The following is an 18,059-nucleotide window of genomic DNA, read 5'->3' on the forward strand; positions in this document are numbered from 1 at the left end:
CAAATTAAAATTATTTAAATGAAAAATATAATCCTATCATTTCTACTCTTAGCAATAACCTCAAGTTACTGTCAAGAATTAAATATACCAGTTGCCACTCAATACTTGGCTGATAACCCTTTTGTGATATCTCCAACTTTTGCAGGTATTGGCGATAATTTTAGAATAAGAGCTAATGGAATGAAACAGTGGGTTGGAGTAAAAGAAGCTCCTCAAAACCAAGCCATTTATGCAGATTTTAGAATAGCAGATCAATCTGGGGTTGGGGTATCTTTCTACAATGACAAAAATGGATATACTAGCCAATCAGGAGCCAAATTTTCCTTTGCTCATCACATCATTTTAGATTATTATTCCAAGCAATATTTGTCTTTTGGAATGTCTTTTAATGTAAATAATTTTAAAATCGACATAGGACAATTTTCTCCAATTAATTTTGATCCAAGTATTACAGACGATAGATTTACATCCAATAAAAACTTTGATGTGGGTTTATTATACAGAAATAAAGAGTTTTATTTTAGTTTTAACTTAAGTAATATTTTAGATAAAAACATCGACAAGTTTTCAGGAATTAAGATTGAACCTAATTTACTTCGCAATTATCAAATATATTCAGGGTATGTAATTAAAACGCAAAATTGGTCAGAGATAGAGCCGTCTGTATTTTATCAATATTTTGTAAGTGATAAGCGTTCAAGCACTGATGTTAATATTAAATACAGAAAATTCAACAATAACGATGATTATTACTGGGCAGGAATTACTTATCGTTTTTTGAATGATCAAATCCTTCAGCCATTAACCATAGGACCTATGGCAGGATTCAAAAAAAATGGGTTTTATTTTGGCTATTCTTATCAGCAAACACTTAATGAATTAATTTCCTATAATTCTGGCACTCATATTATTACAATAGGATTTGATTTTCTTGCGCATATTAGCAACTGTCCTTGTACACAAAGCCCAGTTCACGATTAAAGATGTATTTATATTTGATAAGTTGACTAAATTGTTTTTTATTAAAAATAGTTTTATTTCTAAAATTACAACGTTTTCGATACTGAAACGTATTTTGTTTTGCTGTTTTTGAATTTTTCGATACAATAAAAATCTTATATTTGCTTTTCTATCAAAAAAACTAAAAAAAACTTTCAATGAAAACTATAAACGATTTCGATTTCAAAAACAAAAAAGCCATAATTCGTGTTGATTTTAATGTGCCTTTAGACGAAAATTTTAATGTGACCGATGCCACTCGTATTGAGGCCGCTAAACCAACAATAGACAAAATTCTAGCTGATGGCGGAAGTGTGATTTTGATGTCACATCTTGGAAGACCAAAAGGTGTAGATAGAAAATATTCATTGGGACATATAATTAAAAAAACCTCTGAAATTCTTGGTGTAACTGTTCTTTTTTCGCCAAATTGTGTGGGAGAAGAGGCTCAAAAAGCATCAGAGAGATTGCAACCAGGACAGGTTTTGTTGTTAGAAAATTTACGTTTTCACGCCGAAGAAGAGGCTGGTGATGTTGCTTTTGCAAAAGAATTAGCATCATTGGGTGACATTTATGTAAACGATGCTTTTGGAACAGCACATAGAGCACATGCTTCGACAACAATAATTGCACAGTTTTTCCCAAATAAAAAATGTTTCGGATTATTATTGGCAAAAGAAATTGAAAGCTTAAACAAGGTTTTAAAAGATTCTGAAAAACCAGTTACTGCAGTTCTTGGCGGATCGAAAGTGTCTTCTAAAATTACTGTAATCGAAAACATTTTAGACAAAGTTGATCATATGATTATTGGTGGTGGAATGACTTTTACTTTCGTGAAAGCGCTAGGCGGTAAAATAGGCGAATCTATTTGTGAAGACGACAAACAAGAATTAGCGTTAGAAATTTTAAGATTAGCCAAAGAAAAAGGAGTTCAAATTCACATTCCTGTTGACGTTGTTGCTGCAGATGATTTTTCAAATGATGCCAATACTCAAATTGTTGATGTTCGTGAAATTCCTGATAGATGGCAAGGATTAGATGCAGGACCAAAATCTTTAGAGAACTTCAAAAAAGTTATTTTAGAATCAAAAACTATTCTTTGGAACGGACCATTAGGCGTTTTCGAAATGGAAAGTTTTGCTAACGGAACTATTCAATTAGGTAATTTTATTGCTGAAGCAACTGCAAATGGAGCATTTTCGCTTGTTGGCGGAGGAGACTCTGTTGCTGCGGTAAAACAATTTGGTTTTGAAGACAAAGTGAGTTATGTATCGACAGGTGGAGGAGCAATGCTCGAAATGCTTGAAGGTAGAATATTACCTGGAATTGCTGCTATTTTAGAATAATAATATCTTTTTAACAATATTTAAACAAAACTTTAGTTGTAACCTATTAAGTTTGTAAATAACAGTTATATAATCGTTTAGAATATAGCCTATTGATTAAAAATTATGATTAAAAAAAACACCATTTTATCGATTTTTCTATTGCTGTCTGCTCAGTTGTTTTCACAGCAAGTTGCAACAAAAGAAACGCGATTATCCTATTTAGATTCCGTTAAAAATTCATTTACGAAATATGATGTAGCCGCTCGTGTGGACAGTTTATGGTTGAATGAATTGACAAATCTAGATTTATACAATGATTTATCAGGTGACATCAAGACTATTAATGTTGACGAAAAAGTTGACTACGAATTGTCAACAGATTTGCTGAAAGCAAGACTGAAAGCAATGGATGCAAAATCGCCATTTCATATCGAATACAATCAAGGACTTGAAAACATAATCAAATCATTTTTAAAGAATAGGAAAAAATCTTTTGAACGATTAATGGGTATTTCTGAGTATTATTTTCCAATGTTTGAAGAGGCTTTAGCTAAGAAAAACGTGCCATTGGAGATAAAATATTTAGCAGTTGTAGAATCAGCATTAAATCCAAAAGCAGTTTCCAGAGTGGGTGCTACAGGACTCTGGCAGTTTATGTATCAAACAGGGAAACTTTATAATCTAAATATTGATTCGTATGTTGATGATAGAAGCGATCCTTTAAAAGCTAGTGAAGCAGCAGCGCAATATATGGCTAATATGTATGCCATTTTTGGCGACTGGGAATTAGTTTTGGCATCGTATAATTCAGGACCAGGAAATGTTACCAAAGCAATTCGACGTTCAGGAGGCCAACAAAATTTCTGGAATATCAAAAAATTTCTTCCAAAAGAAACTCAAAGTTACGTCCCTGCTTTTCTTGCTACAATGTATATTTTCGAATATCATAACGAACACGGAATACATCCTGAAAGAGCTATCGTAAATCATTTTGCTACGGATACTATAATGATTAAAAAACAAATGTCGTTTAAACAAATTTCTGATTTGATAGATGTTCCTGTTGCACAATTGCAATTATTGAATCCATCTTATAAAATGAACGAGGTTCCGTTTTATGAAAATCAAAATCATTTTTTAAGGTTGCCAAAAGATAAAATCGCCATTTTTACTTCAAATGAAGATCGAATTTATGCCTATGTACAACACGAAATGGATCTTCGCGAAAAACCATTTCAGGTTACCAAAGCAATTGCTATAAATGATACAATTAATTATACTACTCAAAGGGTAACGGTTCCAAAAACCAAATATTATACGGTACGACGTGGAGATAATCTTGGAGGAATTGCTGATAAATATGATGTCAGTTTGGTAGATTTGAAAAAATGGAACAAGCTAAAAGGGAATACTATTTCTTATGGGAAGAGCCTAAAAATCATTGCAAGCGAAAGCGTAGTTAGAACTATAAAGAAAGAACCTAAGACGAATAAAATTCCATTGGAAATTGCGCCAGACAATCAAAAACTTGCTTCAACAGAAGCTAAAACAGCAAAAGCTGAATTAGCCAAGAAATCTATTAAAATCGATACCTTGTCAACTAATTCAACTTATTACGTTGTTCAAAAAGGCGATAATTTAGGAAATATTGCTAAAAAATTGAATGTTACTGTTGATGAAATCAAGCAATGGAATAATCTTTCGGATGCAAATATTAAATTAGGAGCATCGTTGCAAGTGGCTAATATTGATACAGAATCTCAAGAAATTGCTCCAACCTCCAAGTTTGAAAACGTAGAATACGTGGTTAAAAAAGGAGATAATTTAGGGAATATTTCCAAAAAATTTGGGTCATCTATTGATGATATTAAATTATGGAATAATTTACAAAATCCAAATATCTCTCTAGGAAGCACCTTGATAGTTGCCAAAAATGAAATCCCAATTGCAAGTAAAACTGCCGAAAAAACTTTCAAGAAAAAAGAAAGTTTAGCATCTGTTTCAAAAAAGAATGCTACAGATTATTATGTAAAAAAAGGGGATTCATTATACAGCATTGCTAAAAAATATCCTGGCGTAAGCATTTCCGACATTAAAAAATGGAACGATATTCGCGAAGGAGAATTGAAACCCGGAATGAAGTTAAAAATAAACGGATAATACAATAATCTTCTATAAATTTGGGTTTTATTTCATAATTGAACTATAATGAATAAAACCCATTTTTTATTTCTTCTCATTTCCATTGTATTTTTTTCTTGTGCCAAGAAAAAAGACAATCTACCACGAAAAGCATCGGGCAAAATCAATACTATTTCAGTAATCATTGATGACCAGTTATGGAATGGCGAGATTGGCGACAGCATTCGAAATAAGTTTGCATCACCAGTTATTGGATTACCACAGGAAGAACCTCTTTTCACCATAAATCAATATCCCGTCAAACTTATGGAGGGATTTATGACCGATAGTCGGACGATTATCGTTGTAAAAAAAGAAGATAAAAACAAATTTGAAATAAAGAAAGATCAATACGCATCTCCACAAAATGTATTTCATATTTCCGGAAAAACTGGTGCCGAAATTCTTAAAATTATTGAAAAGAATTTTTCCAAAATAATTCAAATCATTAAGGAAACAGAAATCGCCGAAAATCAAAGAATTATTAAACAATCACCACTTAACACGAATGCAATTACTAATGCGTTTCATATTTCTTTAAATGCACCTTCTGGTTATTTGTATGTGCTCAAGAAAGATAATTTTCTTTGGTTAAAGAAAGAAATTGTCAGCGGAAATACCAGTCTTTTAATTTATCAAGTTCCAATTAATTCTATTAAAAAAGATTCAAATTTAATTTCCAATATTATCAAAATGCGCGATTCTATTGGGGAATTGTATATTCGAGGAACTGAACCTGATACACGAATGATTACTGAGGAAGGATACGCACCTTATTTTTCTAAAACTAAATTAGACGGAAAAGAAACTTATGAAACTAAGGGAACTTGGGCATTAAAAAACGATTTTATGGCAGGACCATTCATAAATTATGCAATTGTTGATGAAGACCATAACAGAATTCTAGTTTTAGAGGGATTTTGTTACTCTCCTTCTAGAGAAGAACGAGATTTAATGCTCGAATTAGAGTCCATCATCAAATCAATTAAACTCTTAAAATAAAAAATAGTATATGGAATTAAAATGGCAAATAAAATCCTTTGAAGACCTTACTTCTCACGAATTATATGACATTCTAAAATTAAGAAGCACCATTTTTGTGGTCGAACAAAACTGTGTTTATCTCGATCCAGATGGAAAAGACAAATTAGCATTGCATCTTTTTGGCACTTTCGCGGGCAAAATTGTAGCTTATTCCAGACTCTTCAAAGCAGGAATTTCTTTTGATAATTCCTCCATTGGGAGAGTGGTTGTTGATGCAGATTATCGTGATCGAAAATGGGGTCACGACTTAATGAGAGAAGCAATTGCGGGAATTAAAAATCATTTTGGCGAAAGTAAAATCACCATTGGCGCACAATTGTATTTACAAAAATTCTACGAAAGTCACGGATTCGTTCAAACCAGCGAGATGTATCTGGAAGATGATATTCCGCATATTGAAATGAAAAAAGTGTAATTATAATTTAGTTATAAAAAGTTCTACCCGTCTGTCTTGAGCGTCTTCTTTTCCAAGTGGGAAACGATTTCCATATCCTTTGTAAGTCATTCTGTAGGGGCTTATTCCTTTTGACCGAAGGTATGAAAACACATTTTTAGCTCTGTTTATAGAAAGATTTCTGTCTTGGGTTTCCCTGTCAATTGCATCGGAATATTTACTCGAAGTGCAACATACATGGCCTTTAATTTCGAAGCGTAGTGTCTTGTGTTTTTCCAATGAAACAATAATTCTGTCCAATTCTTTTTTTGCTTTTGAAGAAAGAAGGCTCGAGCCCATATCGAACGAAACCCTGTTTAAAATGATGAGGTCTCCTACTTTTGGGTTTCCCGGAAAGAAAGTGTAAATGGTTTTCGTATTAAAAATCAAGTCGACACGCCTATTTTTATCACGTTTTTTTTGCAAATTTTTCACCGTGTCTTTATCAAGATTCACACGTCCTCTTCCTTCGCAAATAAAAATTTTATTTTGAGGAACACCATTAGAAATCAAAATTTTCTGAACGGTCGAAACTCTTTTTTCGGATAATTTATCATTGTAATCCTCAGTTCCTCTATCATCACAATACCCATAAAGATGAATGGATTCAAAATGGGGAAAATCAGCAGAGTTGATAAGGTCAGTAATTGTATTAATTTGGGTTTTATTCAAAGCAAATTTATCAAAATCAAAATAAACGGATTGTCCAGCATTTTCTTGAGCTAGAAGATGACCGAAAAACAAAAGAAGTACTATTTGAAAGCCTCTTCTCATCACATTTTCAAGATGCTTTTATACTCGGAGTTATTATTTAAAACACTTACTGCTTTTTTGATTTCGGAATTGTTTTGCAGGTAATATTGATACAATCCTTCTTGATATTGATAGCGTTTAATGATTTCGTCAACAATTAAATTTTTGATTTCTTGCTTATTTTTATCCAATAAATTGTCTTCACTTTTTTGAAGTGAGGTGAATAATTGTTGGTATTCTGTGTTGATGCTTTCGTCTATTTTTTCTTTTTTGGCTACGGCCAAAGTATTTTTTAAAGCTAGTTCTGTTTCAGTGTCGAAAGAGAATTTCTGGGCTTTTAAATAGTGTTTAAAATCTTGAAAATCAGCATCGGAAAAAGTTGGAATTTGGTTGCCAAGATTTGGATTTTTATAATAATAAGTGGTTACATAATTAAAAATCCCGTCATTTTTTAGCAAGGCTTCCGTTATTGGGCTTGTTTTTGTTTCTTCAAGTTCGATGTCTGGCTGAATTCCTCCGCCATCATAAACCGTTCTTCCTTTTCGGGTTTTGAAAGCGTTATAATTCTTAGCTTCGGTTTTTGTGGCGACTCCGTTTTTATCTTTATGAGCATAATCCAAAGCTTGAATACATCTTCCCGAAGGTGTGTAATAGCGAGAAATAGTAACTTTTAACTGCGTTCCATAAGTTAGTTCAACGGGTCTTTGCACCAATCCTTTTCCAAAACTTCGACTGCCAATTATTACTGCACGATCTAAATCCTGTAAAGCTCCAGAAACAATTTCTGATGCCGAAGCGCTTCTTCCGTTAACAAGAATAACTAAAGGAATTTCAGTATCTATAGGTTCTCTGGAAGTTTTATAGGTATTGTTGTGTTTCTCTATTTTCGATTTTGTGGTAACGATTGTTTCGTTTTTTGGAACAAATAAATTACAAATAGTAACCGCTTCGTTCAAAAGTCCGCCTGGATTTCCTCTTAAGTCTAAAACAATTCTTTCTGCTCCTTCTCTTTTTAATTGTTCCAATGCTTCCTTGGTTTCAAGCGATGCTTTGTTGTTGAAATGCGACAAAACGATATAACCCGTTTTCTCGTCTATCTTTCCAAAAAAAGGCACCGACTTTATTGCAACTTCGTCAAGAATAATTTGAGCAGTATTTGTTTTTCCTTGACGAATGAATTTGACATCAATTTTGGTGTTTTTAGCTCCTCTAAAAAGTTGTGAAGCATCATCTTTAAAGTCCGACAAAAGAACATCACCAATTTGAATGATTTCGTCACCAGCTTTTAGTCCAGCTTTGTCGGCAGGAAAGTTTTTATAAGGTTCTTTGATGATTAATTTGTCATCTTTTCGAGTAATCGTAGCACCAATTCCGGTATATTCGCCTGTGTTGTTTATTTTAAATTTTACAACATCTTGCTCGTTATAATAAACCGTGTAGGGATCAAGACTCGCCAGCATTCCTTTGATAGCTTTATCCATCAAATCTCCTGGATTGGTCTCATCAACATAGTTTTTGTTCAATTCCTTGAAAAGTGTTGTGAAAATTTCTATCTGCTTGGCAATTTCAAAAAAGTCATCTTTGAAACTAACACCTATAAACAAAAACGCCGATGCTACTATGGGAATTATGTATTTTTTTTTGAAAGGGGAAGTCATTTTTATTTTGTTTTTTTCTTAAATCGTTTTCTAATAAAATAGGCCACTGCTGCTAACATAATTAGGAAAGGCCAAATGCTTAATAATCCTATAAGGAAACTTGAAAACCCATTAAATCCAGAGGTTATGGCATTCCAAATTTTTGTTCCAAAAGAAACCGTAACGCCACTTTTTTCGGCGACAGTTTTATAAAATTCAACAGTAATTGTGCTCATCGAAACTTGGCTTTGCATATAGCGTAATTGCCCTTCCTTCGCCTCAATTTCTTCACGAATGGAAGAAAGTTGTGCTTCAATTTCCAACATTTCGCTAACTTTGTTCGCCTTTTTCAGAAGTTCGAGATAACGAGATTCGAGTACTCTTTTGGCTTTTAATCTAGCGTCTATGTCAATGTATTCTTCGGTTACGTCTTGAGATGAAATTTCTTTATTATCAAAATAGGAAACACCTTTTGAAATATCATTTAAAAATAAATCGAAATTTCGGCTTGGCACACGAACAATTATTTTTCTAAAAACCGATTCATAATCCTTTCCTTCGATGTCGTTTTGAATAATAGCGTTGTGCTTTTTGACAGCTGTTTGAATTTGATTGAAAGTGGTTTCTAAGTCGCTGGTTTCAAATCGAATATTACCCGTTTTAATGATTTTTTGCTCGATAGTTTTTGAGTCTTCTTTCACAGAAGAATCTAATTTATCATAGAGAGAACTTGATGCCGCTTTTTCTTTCGGAGGAAGTTTTATGGACATTATTTGTTCATTTGCAACAGCTTCTTCTGCTTTTTTGCAACTAGAAAACGACAAGATCAACATCAAAAACAAGAAGACTTTTTTCATAATAATTTGATTTAGAATGATGAAACGTAAAAATAATGAAAATTCGTATAAAAAATCCAGTCGCTATTCTTCTTTTTTTATCTGAAGCACAAACTTTTCAAATAATTGAATCGTTTTGGTGTTGATTTCTTCATAAGTCAAACAATCTTTGGTTTGATAAAAGAACATAAAAGCATACGGCTTGTCGAGATTGTCAACGAGTAAATGTTTGTTCAAACGGTAGGTCTCGCGAAGCACACGCTTGAAATAATTTCGATCTACAGCCTTCTTGAAATATTTTTTTGAAACTGAAACTCCCATTTTTAGTTTTTGGTCTGAATCTTCGGGAATGCCATAATCACTTTCCACATAAACCAGTCTCAAAGGGTATTTTGACACGGATTTACCTTTGGAAAAAAGCAAATCTATGGTAATTTTACTTTTTAGCTTTTCGTTTTTTGGATAAGTGAAGTTCATTTTTGTTTAAAAAATAACTAGGATTTTAGTGGGCAAAGGTACAATTAAACCCTAAATAGCATTATTGTTTGGTATTAAAATCCCACTAAAAATATATTTTATATTTTTGCAGCTAAAATTTTTAAGATGCAAAAATTAATTTCGTATCCTATTTCTGTTATTTATTATTTGTGCTTCGGACTTACGTTGGTTGTTTTTCATCCAATTCAGTGGGTTTGCTTTAATGTTTTTGGCTATCAAGCCCATAAAAAAAGCGTTGATTATATGAACTTTTTTTTATTGCGATGCACCAATATTTTAGGGACAACTTACACTTTCGAAAATAGGGAATTAATTCCGAAAGGAGTTCCAATTATTTTTGTTTCAAACCATCAAAGTTTATATGATATTGTTGCAATGATTTGGTATTTGAGACGTTCTCATCCAAAATTTGTAAGTAAAATAGAATTGGGTAAAGGAATTCCAAGCGTTTCCTATAATTTGCGTCACGGAGGTTCTGTTCTAATTGACAGAAAAGATCCCAAACAGGCAATTCCTGCAATAAAAGGATTATCAGAATATATCGAAAAACACAAACGTTCGGCAGTGATTTTTCCAGAAGGAACTCGGAGTAAAACAGGCATTCCAAAAGAATTTGCACAAAGCGGCTTGAAAATATTATGTAAATATGCTCCCTCCGCTTATGTTGTTCCGATTAGTATCAATAATTCGTGGAAAATGGTTAGATTTGGTTTTTTTCCGCTTGGTTTGGGAAATCATCTTACCTTTACCGTTCATAAACCATTTTCTGTAAAAGAATTATTATTTGAAGAATTGTCGAAAAAGGCTGAAAAATCAGTGGTTGAAGGAATAAAAATATAAACAGATTTTGTTGTTTTGGAGAAATCTAACCCGAGCGTCAGCGAACTGGCGAAACAAATCTAAAATCTAAAATTAAAAATTAAAAATGTCTATAAAAAATATTCGATTAGAAGTAATGCAACTATTAGAAAAAAATGTCAGCAGTTATGTTGATCAATTTCTTATTCCAGTGGAAAAAATTTGGCAACCATCCGATTTTTTGCCTAATTCAGAAAGCGATACTTTTTTTGAAGAGGTGAAAGAATTACGCGAAATAGCTAAAGATTTACCTTATGATTTTTGGGTTGCAATGGTAGGTGACACTATTACCGAAGAAGCTTTACCCACTTATGAATCTTGGTTAATTGACGTGGAAGGCGTTGATAATCTTGAAAGAAATGGTTGGTCGAAATGGGTTCGCCAATGGACTGGAGAAGAAAATCGTCACGGAGATTTACTCAATAAATACCTTTATTTGTCAGGTCGTGTGAATATGCGCGAGATAGAAATGACAACTCAACATCTTATCAATGATGGATTCGACATTGGAACAGGAAAAGATCCGTATAAAAACTTTGTGTACACTAGTTTCCAAGAATTAGCTACTTATATTTCCCACAACAGGGTTTCGCAATTGGCAAAAAATTACGGAGACAAGAAATTATCCAAAATGTGCAAAATGATTGCAGGTGACGAAATGCGCCATCATCACGCCTACAGCGAATTTGTAAATCAAATTTTCAAAGTTGATCCAAGCGAAATGATGCTTGCGTTTCAATATATGATGAAGCAAAAAATTGTAATGCCAGCACATTTTTTGAGAGAATCTGGTCAAAAAATTAGCTCTGCTTTCGAACATTTTTCTGATTCAGCTCAGCGAATTGGTGTTTACACAGCAAGTGATTATGTTGATATTATGCAAAAATTAATCGAAAAATGGCAAATTGACAAGATTTCAGGTTTAACAGACGAAGCTGAAAAAGCTAGAGATTATTTGATGAAATTACCGGCAAGAATGTCAAGAATCTCAGAGAGAATGGTTATACCTGAAGAATCATTTATTTTTAAATGGGTCGAGCCAGCGAGATTGTAGATTTTGGAATGCAGACTCGAGCGATAGTGAACTAGCGAAGCATTTCAAATTTTTGAAATTGCCATTGATTTTTTTAAATATTGAATTGCTGATTTTTGAATTTAAAATTTTGAAAATCAGCTTTTTTTGTAAATAAACACTTGAAATATGAGGTATTCAGAAATAGTTAATAAGACCATTCTTTTTGTAAAAGAGAAGTTAGAAAACGCCGAGGGCGGACACGACTGGTTTCACATCGAAAGAGTGTATAAAAACACATTATTAATAGCTAATGGAGAAACTTGTGATATTGATATAGTAAAATTGGGAGCTTTGCTTCACGATATTGCCGATAGTAAATTTCACAATGGTGACGAAACTGTGGGTCCAAAAATGGCTCGCGAATTTTTAGAATCCAATAATGTTGATGCAGAAACAACACAGCACGTCATTGATATTATAGAAAACATCTCTTTTAAGGGTGGAAATACTGAAAAAGCATTCTTTTCTATCGAATTGGATATCGTTCAAGACGCAGACCGATTAGATGCGATTGGTGCTATTGGAATTGCAAGAACTTTTAATTATGGAGGTTTCAAAAACAGACCTATATACAACCCAAAAATTGCTCCAAATCTTCAAATGAGCAAGGAAGAATATAAAAGCAATGAAGCCCCAACCATAAACCACTTCTACGAAAAACTATTGCTTTTAAAGGACAAAATGAATACCAAAACTGGGAAACAAATTGCCCAAGAAAGACATCGTTATATGGAAGGTTTCCTCTCGCAGTTTTATGCGGAATGGGATGGGGAATTGTAATTTGCTTACAATCCTTTTTCCTTCATTTCTAAAATCACATCCGACGCATTCTTGAAAGTAGGTGCTTGTTCAATGATACTTCCTACTCGTTTTTTATTGAGTTTAAACGCAATATCATTTTCTGTTGTAAATAATAATGCGGTTAGAAATGGATTATTCATATACGAAAGTAATATCATATAGGTTTCGTCTAATGTGTGAAAACTTTCTATTTCTTCGGTTTTGTATTTGGCTGTTAGTGAGAGACTAAAAACGTCATTTTCCAATAAAACGGGACGCACATATATGTTTTTCAATTCGGTGTCGCCAATGGTTTTGGCCAAAGTTAATTTGGCGTAAGTATAGTTTTCGATACTTTCTTTTACTTTTTCCCAAAATTGGGCAAATACAGGTTGGTAAAGCATAATTTAATTTTTAGTTTATGTGACTATCCGTTACTTGCACCAATTTTGAAAATGCCACACGGATGACACGGATTTAAACCAATAAAAACGGATTTTTATATTGACATCGGCGAAAATCCGTCTAATCCGTTTCATCTGCGTGCTTTATTGGGTTATTAGTCCGCTGAGCGGACAGTCATATTAGTTTATTTTTGAATATAATAGTGTGTTTTTCGGATTAGACCTAACAGGTTTTTGAAACCTGTTAGGTCTTGATTCAAATTAAATATTCCCAAAAATTTTCTTTGTGAATCACTTGGGTTGTTTTTGGATGGTATTTTTCTGTAAATGATTTTGTGAAAAGTACTTTTTGATTCGGATTGTATTTAATTTCAAAAGCTTCAATTTCGGTGTTTTTTATTTCCAAATAATCAATTTCGGCTTGTTGTGTATTTCTCCAAAAATAAGTGTCTTTATATTGATTTTCATAAGATAATTTCTTCTTACGTTCGCTGATAATAAAATTTTCCCACAATGCACCAATGTCATCACGAAGTTCTATTGGATTAAAATTTTTAATGATTCGATTGCGCAAACCATTGTCCCAAAAATAGACTTTTCTGCCTTTTTTGAGTTCGTTGTCTTGGTTTTTACTAAAAACATTTAAGCTAAAAACAATAAAGTTTTTCTCCAGAATATCAATGTATTTTTCAACCGTCAATCGGTTAATTCCTAAATCATTGGCTAGAGAATTATAACTAATTTCGCTACCAATTCGATAGGCCAACATTTGAACCAATCGCTGTAAAGTGGCTGATTTTTTCACTCCTTCAAGGTTTAGAATGTCTTTATACAGAAACCCTTCGACCAAATCATTGAGAATTTTTTCTTCTTTTCCAAGATTGTTAACCACTTCTGGATAATATCCAAAAACCAAACGATGTGGAACTAAACGGGTTTCTTCGATAAAATTGGTGTGTTTAACCATTTCTCCATAATTCAAAGGGAAAAGTTGCAATTCCTCTTTTCTGCCCACCATTGATTCTTTTGTTTTATCTGCCAATTCAAAAGCACTGCTTCCGGAAGCAATTACTTGAATTTCCGGGTAATTATCGACCATTCGCTTGATGAGTAAACCAATATTGTGAATCATTTGAGCCTCGTCAATAACCAATATTTTGTTGTCTCCAATTAATGCTTTTAGTCTATCGGTAGTGATGTTTTCTAATAAAAGTTGTGTATCGGGTTCATCGCCATTGAGCCACAAAAACGATTGCCCTTTGATGGTGTTTTTTATTAAAGAAGTTTTGCCAACTTGTCTTGCCCCAAATACCAAGATTGCTTTTCCTTTAAAAAGATAGCTGTCAATTTCTGGTTGTGAAGTTCTATTTATCATTTTTGCATCCAATTATAATGCAAATATATAATAAAATGATATTACAATATCAAAAAAGTATAATAATATGATATTACAATATCAAAAAAGTATAATAATATGATATTTGTAAAAATATAATTCGATTAGTTAGGCGACTGAACACTAATTCCAGAACGCTGTTAACCGACTTATTTCCCCTTAAACTCCGCTTTTCTTTTCTCCAAAAAAGCCGTGGTTCCTTCCTTGAAATCTTCGGTGGCAAAGCATTCTCCAAAAGCTTTAATTTCTACATCAAATCCGTTTATTCCAGACACAAAATTAGCATTTATGGCCTCAATAGCTTTTGAAATAGCAATGGGAGAATTTTTCATAATTCGGGTAGCAAGTGTCATATAAGTCGAAAATAAATCCGCTTGAGGGACAACGTGATTGACCAATCCGTACATTTTAGCAGTTGCTGCATCAATCATTCCCGCAGTCATAATCATTTCCATTGCGTGACCTTTGCCAATCAATTGAGGTAAACGTTGGGTTCCGCCATAACCAGGAATAACGCCAAGTGAAGTTTCAGGCAAGCCCATTTTTGCATTTTCTGAAGCAATTCTAAAATGGCAAGCCATCGCTAATTCCAATCCACCTCCAAGGGCAAAACCATTGATGGCTGCTATCACAGGAGTTTTCATATTTTCGATAAAATCAAATAATAGTTGTTGTCCTTTTGCTGCTAATTGTGCTCCTTCATTTTCCGAAAAATGAGCAAATTCCGAAATGTCAGCACCAGCCACAAATGCTTTTTCTCCGCTTCCGGTTATGATAATTACTCTAACTTCGGGATTTTCATCGATTAATTTTAAGGTTTCGTGCAACTCCTGAATCGTGGCTCGGTTTAAGGCATTTAACTTTTCAGGTCGATTGATAAAAATAGTGGCGATGCCTTTTTCGTGCTCTAAAATAATGTTTTCTAATGCCATAACTTTTTGCTTTATTGATTGATTATAGGAAGTGAAACAGTAAAAGTTGTTCCTTTTCCTTTCTCGGATTCAAATTGGATTGTTCCTTTATAATTTTCGATAATGTTTTTGATAATGCCAAGTCCCAATCCCATTCCGCTTGTTTTTGTGGTGAATTTGGGCTCAAAAATCCGATTGAAATCTTCGGCAGCAATTCCTATTCCATTGTCGGCAACGGTGATTAAAACATTGCCGTTTTTTTTTCTTATTGTAACTAAAATCGCTTTGTTTTCTTGATTTTCAGGAATGGATTGAATGGCGTTTTTAACTAAATTGGTTATAATTCTAATCAATTGTGTTCGGTCAATTTTCGAAATAATTTCACTTTCTTCTGCTTCAAAATGGATGTATTCTTCATTAAAAATATCCATTGTCAATTCAACAACATCAACCACATTAAGGGTTTCATTTTGTTGTGCAGGCATCGAAGCAAAGTTCGAAAATGCTGAAGCTACGGAACTCATTGTGTCGATTTGTTGTATTAAAGTTTCTGAATAATCATTGATTTTCTGTTTCAAATTCGGGTCGTTGGGATCGAACTTTCTTTGAAAACTTTGCACCGTCAATCGCATTGGCGTAAGCGGATTTTTGATTTCGTGCGCTACTTGTTTTGCCATTTCTTGCCAAGCTTCTTCACGCTCACTTTGGGCTAATTTCAAAGCGCTTTCTTCCAGCTCATCAACCATTGCATTGTAGGCTTTTATCAAAAGATTGATTTCTTTGCTGCTGGCTTCAAGGACAATTTTTTCGTTTTTCTGGTTCAAACTGGTTTCACTCAATTTATCCGAAATCGTCTTTAGGGATTTTGTAATATAGGACGAAAGAAAATAAGCTACAGCAAATGCCACCAAAAGCATAAAAGTGTAAACCTGAGCCAATCGCATCAAGAAATTTTGCAATTCGGTTTGATAATAACTGTCGTCTTCTACATAAGGCAAATTCAAGATTCCCAAGGGTTTGAACCTATCGTCTTTTATCAAACTATAGGAAGAACGGTTCTTTTTTCCGTCGATGGTTTTAATGTCAACGTATCGTTTTTCGATAGAAGATTGAACGAGTTTTATGATGTATTTTGGAATTGGCGGAGCAACTGGATCAATAGAAAATTTAGATTTCGAAGATTTTAAAAGCTTTCCGTCCAAGCTATAAATATTGATTTCAAGATTGTGAATATCGGATAATTCGTGAATTTTATCTTTAAAAATTAATGAGAGATTATTTGGCGAAAGCGGATAAGTCGTGTTCGAAAGCACATAATTGATATTCTCTTTTATGGCGTCTTCTTTGCGATCGAGTCGTTCCTGATGGTATTGTTTTGCTTCGTTTTTGAATTGAAAAATAGAAATAGTAGCCAGCAATATCGAAGCCACAATTATCAATACAATCATCGAAAGGAAAATCCTGATTCGAAGAGAAAACATTGATATTTTGAAACCTTTTAGCATTTAGGATTGATTTTTTTCTCGAATTCTTTTATAAAATTTAAAGCCTAGCATAATTAAAATCGAAAATAACATAATGCCAACTACTCCGTAAATCCAGTTGACGGCGTTTTTTAGAATGACTAAAAACACGACTGCAAACAAGATAATTGTAGCGCCTTCGTTCCACAAACGCATATAATTTGTCGAGTATTTTACTTCGTCGTTTTGCAATTCTTTGAATATTCGATGGCATTTATAATGGTACAAATACAACGCAAAAACGAAGCCAAGTTTCACGTGCATCCAAGGCATTTGCAACCAAGCATTTCCTATCAGGGTAAAAAACAACATCCAAAACGCAAAAATACTAGCTAAAACGGCGCTTGGCCAAGTGATAATGTACCACAAACGATAGGTCATTATTTTGTATTGTTTTTGCAGAATTTCCTTTTCTGGCGAAGGTTTGTCATTGGCTTCAATTTGGTAAACAAACAAACGAACGATATAAAAAAGTCCGGCAAACCAAGTGATGACAAAGATGAGGTGAAGGGATTTGAGGTAGTTGTAGTAGTCCATTATTCAATATCAGTATTAGATTGTAATATTTTTTCAAACTCTTGTTCAGTCGGAAGGTATTTAGCTATGCTTTCAGGTAATTGTCGGTAATTGTATGTTGCTACTCCAATTGGCTTATTAGCCATTTCTAAAGCATATTCTACGGTTAACTTACTTTTAGTTTTGCAAAGCAATATTCCTATACTTTGATTGTCTTCAGGATATTTAATGGTTTTGTCTAATAATTGCAAATACCAATTGAGTTGTTGACTATGTTCTGGTTTAAATTCTGATGTTTTGAGTTCAATTGCAATCATCGATTTTAATTTTCGATGATAAAAAAGAATGTCCACAAAATATTCTTTTTCATCCAATTCAAGTCTAAATTGTCTTCCCATAAAAGCAAAGTCGTTACCGAATTGACCCAATGTTTTTGTAATATTACTTACAATTGCATTTTCTAATTCTCTTTCGCTATGAACATCTTCTAGATTTAAAAAAGATAAATTGTATTCGTCCTTGAATTCTAGTCGATATTCAATTAATTTATTTTCGGCTATTGTGTTTGAAAAATTATGTTGAAAATTATTGGTTTTTGAAAAGCTATCGAATTTTATTTCCTCTTCTAAAATAGCTCTGCTCCAACCTCTTTCTTGGCATTTTTGAAGGTAAAAAGTTCTCTTTTCGGAATCTTTCAGTTTAGAAAATATGACATTCGTATGTCCCCAAGGAATTTTGGACACAGCTTGTGTCCAATTTGAGTTATGTTCTACTTCTTCAAAAATTAGTTTCATTCGCCTTAAATTTCTCGAAGAAAATCCTTTAACACCAACGTATTCTGCTTGTAAATCCTTTGATAAATTATCAACTATACTTTCTCCCCAACC

At 33.2% G+C, this 18,059-nt stretch carries 18 protein-coding genes; 8 read left to right on the top strand and 10 right to left on the bottom strand.

Translation table 11 applies throughout. The features are described from left to right. The first annotated feature begins 18 nt into the window (after positions 1 to 18). From PHC28_RS00400 to PHC28_RS00420, 5 genes are all read left to right on the top strand, one after another. Positions 19 to 981 carry a type IX secretion system membrane protein PorP/SprF gene (locus PHC28_RS00400; protein ID WP_300095327.1) on the top strand — a complete coding sequence of 321 codons (963 nt, stop codon included), beginning with the start codon at positions 19 to 21 and terminating at the stop codon, positions 979 to 981. A 176-nt stretch (positions 982 to 1,157) separates the two neighbouring features. Next, positions 1,158 to 2,345, top strand: coding sequence for a phosphoglycerate kinase (gene pgk, locus PHC28_RS00405; RefSeq protein ID WP_300095333.1), 1,188 nt, complete (start codon positions 1,158 to 1,160; stop codon positions 2,343 to 2,345). Positions 2,346 to 2,450: 105 nt separating this feature from the next. Next, positions 2,451 to 4,487, top strand: a complete 2,037-nt coding sequence (locus PHC28_RS00410; RefSeq protein WP_300095338.1) for a LysM peptidoglycan-binding domain-containing protein — start codon at positions 2,451 to 2,453, stop codon at positions 4,485 to 4,487. 48 nt (positions 4,488 to 4,535) lie between these two features. Beyond that, entirely contained in the window at positions 4,536 to 5,510 is a 975-nt protein-coding gene (locus PHC28_RS00415; RefSeq protein WP_300095343.1) for a DUF4837 family protein, read from the top strand. Positions 5,511 to 5,520: 10 nt separating this feature from the next. Further along, positions 5,521 to 5,967: a GNAT family N-acetyltransferase gene (locus PHC28_RS00420; RefSeq protein WP_300095347.1), complete on the top strand. Its 447-nt coding sequence runs from the start codon at positions 5,521 to 5,523 to the stop codon at positions 5,965 to 5,967. Here PHC28_RS00420 and PHC28_RS00425 read toward each other — a convergent pair whose 3' ends face one another. The 4 genes from PHC28_RS00425 to rnpA form a co-directional block, all read right to left on the bottom strand. Continuing rightward, entirely contained in the window at positions 5,968 to 6,759 is a 792-nt protein-coding gene (locus tag PHC28_RS00425) for an OmpA family protein (protein ID WP_300095350.1), read from the bottom strand. Next, complete coding sequence (locus PHC28_RS00430; protein WP_300095353.1) at positions 6,759 to 8,396, bottom strand: S41 family peptidase; 1,638 nt, start codon at positions 8,394 to 8,396, stop codon at positions 6,759 to 6,761. The genes PHC28_RS00425 and PHC28_RS00430 overlap by 1 nt, the downstream gene beginning before the upstream one ends. Positions 8,397 to 8,398: 2 nt before the next feature. Further along, entirely contained in the window at positions 8,399 to 9,232 is an 834-nt protein-coding gene (locus PHC28_RS00435) for a DUF4349 domain-containing protein (RefSeq protein WP_300095356.1), read from the bottom strand. Positions 9,233 to 9,295: 63 nt separating this feature from the next. Next, a complete protein-coding gene (rnpA, locus tag PHC28_RS00440; protein WP_300095361.1) occupies positions 9,296 to 9,688 on the bottom strand; it encodes a ribonuclease P protein component in 393 nt (130 codons plus the stop codon). A gap of 126 nt (positions 9,689 to 9,814) precedes the next feature. Here rnpA and PHC28_RS00445 point away from each other — a divergent pair, with 126 nt between their 5' ends. From PHC28_RS00445 to PHC28_RS00455, 3 genes are all read left to right on the top strand, one after another. Then, positions 9,815 to 10,549 carry a 1-acyl-sn-glycerol-3-phosphate acyltransferase gene (locus PHC28_RS00445; RefSeq protein WP_300095364.1) on the top strand — a complete coding sequence of 245 codons (735 nt, stop codon included), beginning with the start codon at positions 9,815 to 9,817 and terminating at the stop codon, positions 10,547 to 10,549. An 85-nt stretch (positions 10,550 to 10,634) separates the two neighbouring features. Beyond that, on the top strand, positions 10,635 to 11,621 hold the full coding sequence (locus tag PHC28_RS00450) for an acyl-ACP desaturase (protein WP_300095369.1): 987 nt from the start codon (positions 10,635 to 10,637) through the stop codon (positions 11,619 to 11,621). Positions 11,622 to 11,768: 147 nt separating this feature from the next. Next, complete coding sequence (locus tag PHC28_RS00455) at positions 11,769 to 12,422, top strand: HD domain-containing protein (RefSeq protein ID WP_300095374.1); 654 nt, start codon at positions 11,769 to 11,771, stop codon at positions 12,420 to 12,422. A 5-nt stretch (positions 12,423 to 12,427) separates the two neighbouring features. On the opposite strand, the gene PHC28_RS00460 is transcribed toward PHC28_RS00455, so the two are convergent. From PHC28_RS00460 to PHC28_RS00485, 6 genes are all read right to left on the bottom strand, one after another. After that, on the bottom strand, positions 12,428 to 12,826 hold the full coding sequence (locus PHC28_RS00460; RefSeq protein ID WP_300095377.1) for a hypothetical protein: 399 nt from the start codon (positions 12,824 to 12,826) through the stop codon (positions 12,428 to 12,430). Between the two features lie 256 nt (positions 12,827 to 13,082). Next, positions 13,083 to 14,201, bottom strand: coding sequence for an ATP-binding protein (locus PHC28_RS00465; protein ID WP_300095380.1), 1,119 nt, complete (start codon positions 14,199 to 14,201; stop codon positions 13,083 to 13,085). Between the two features lie 170 nt (positions 14,202 to 14,371). After that, positions 14,372 to 15,154, bottom strand: a complete 783-nt coding sequence (locus PHC28_RS00470; protein ID WP_300095382.1) for an enoyl-CoA hydratase-related protein — start codon at positions 15,152 to 15,154, stop codon at positions 14,372 to 14,374. A gap of 11 nt (positions 15,155 to 15,165) precedes the next feature. Continuing rightward, a complete protein-coding gene (locus PHC28_RS00475; protein ID WP_300095389.1) occupies positions 15,166 to 16,581 on the bottom strand; it encodes an ATP-binding protein in 1,416 nt (471 codons plus the stop codon). Positions 16,582 to 16,638: 57 nt separating this feature from the next. Next, positions 16,639 to 17,193, bottom strand: coding sequence for a CopD family protein (locus PHC28_RS00480; protein ID WP_300095384.1), 555 nt, complete (start codon positions 17,191 to 17,193; stop codon positions 16,639 to 16,641). After that, a partial coding sequence (locus PHC28_RS00485; RefSeq protein ID WP_300095386.1) for a PDDEXK nuclease domain-containing protein occupies positions 17,193 to 18,059 on the bottom strand: 867 nt, incomplete at its 5' end. The genes PHC28_RS00485 and PHC28_RS00480, both read right to left, overlap by 1 nt.

Origin of the sequence: Flavobacterium sp., assembly GCF_028712645.1 — a bacterium.
Taxonomy (GTDB): Bacteria; Bacteroidota; Bacteroidia; order Flavobacteriales; family Flavobacteriaceae; genus Flavobacterium.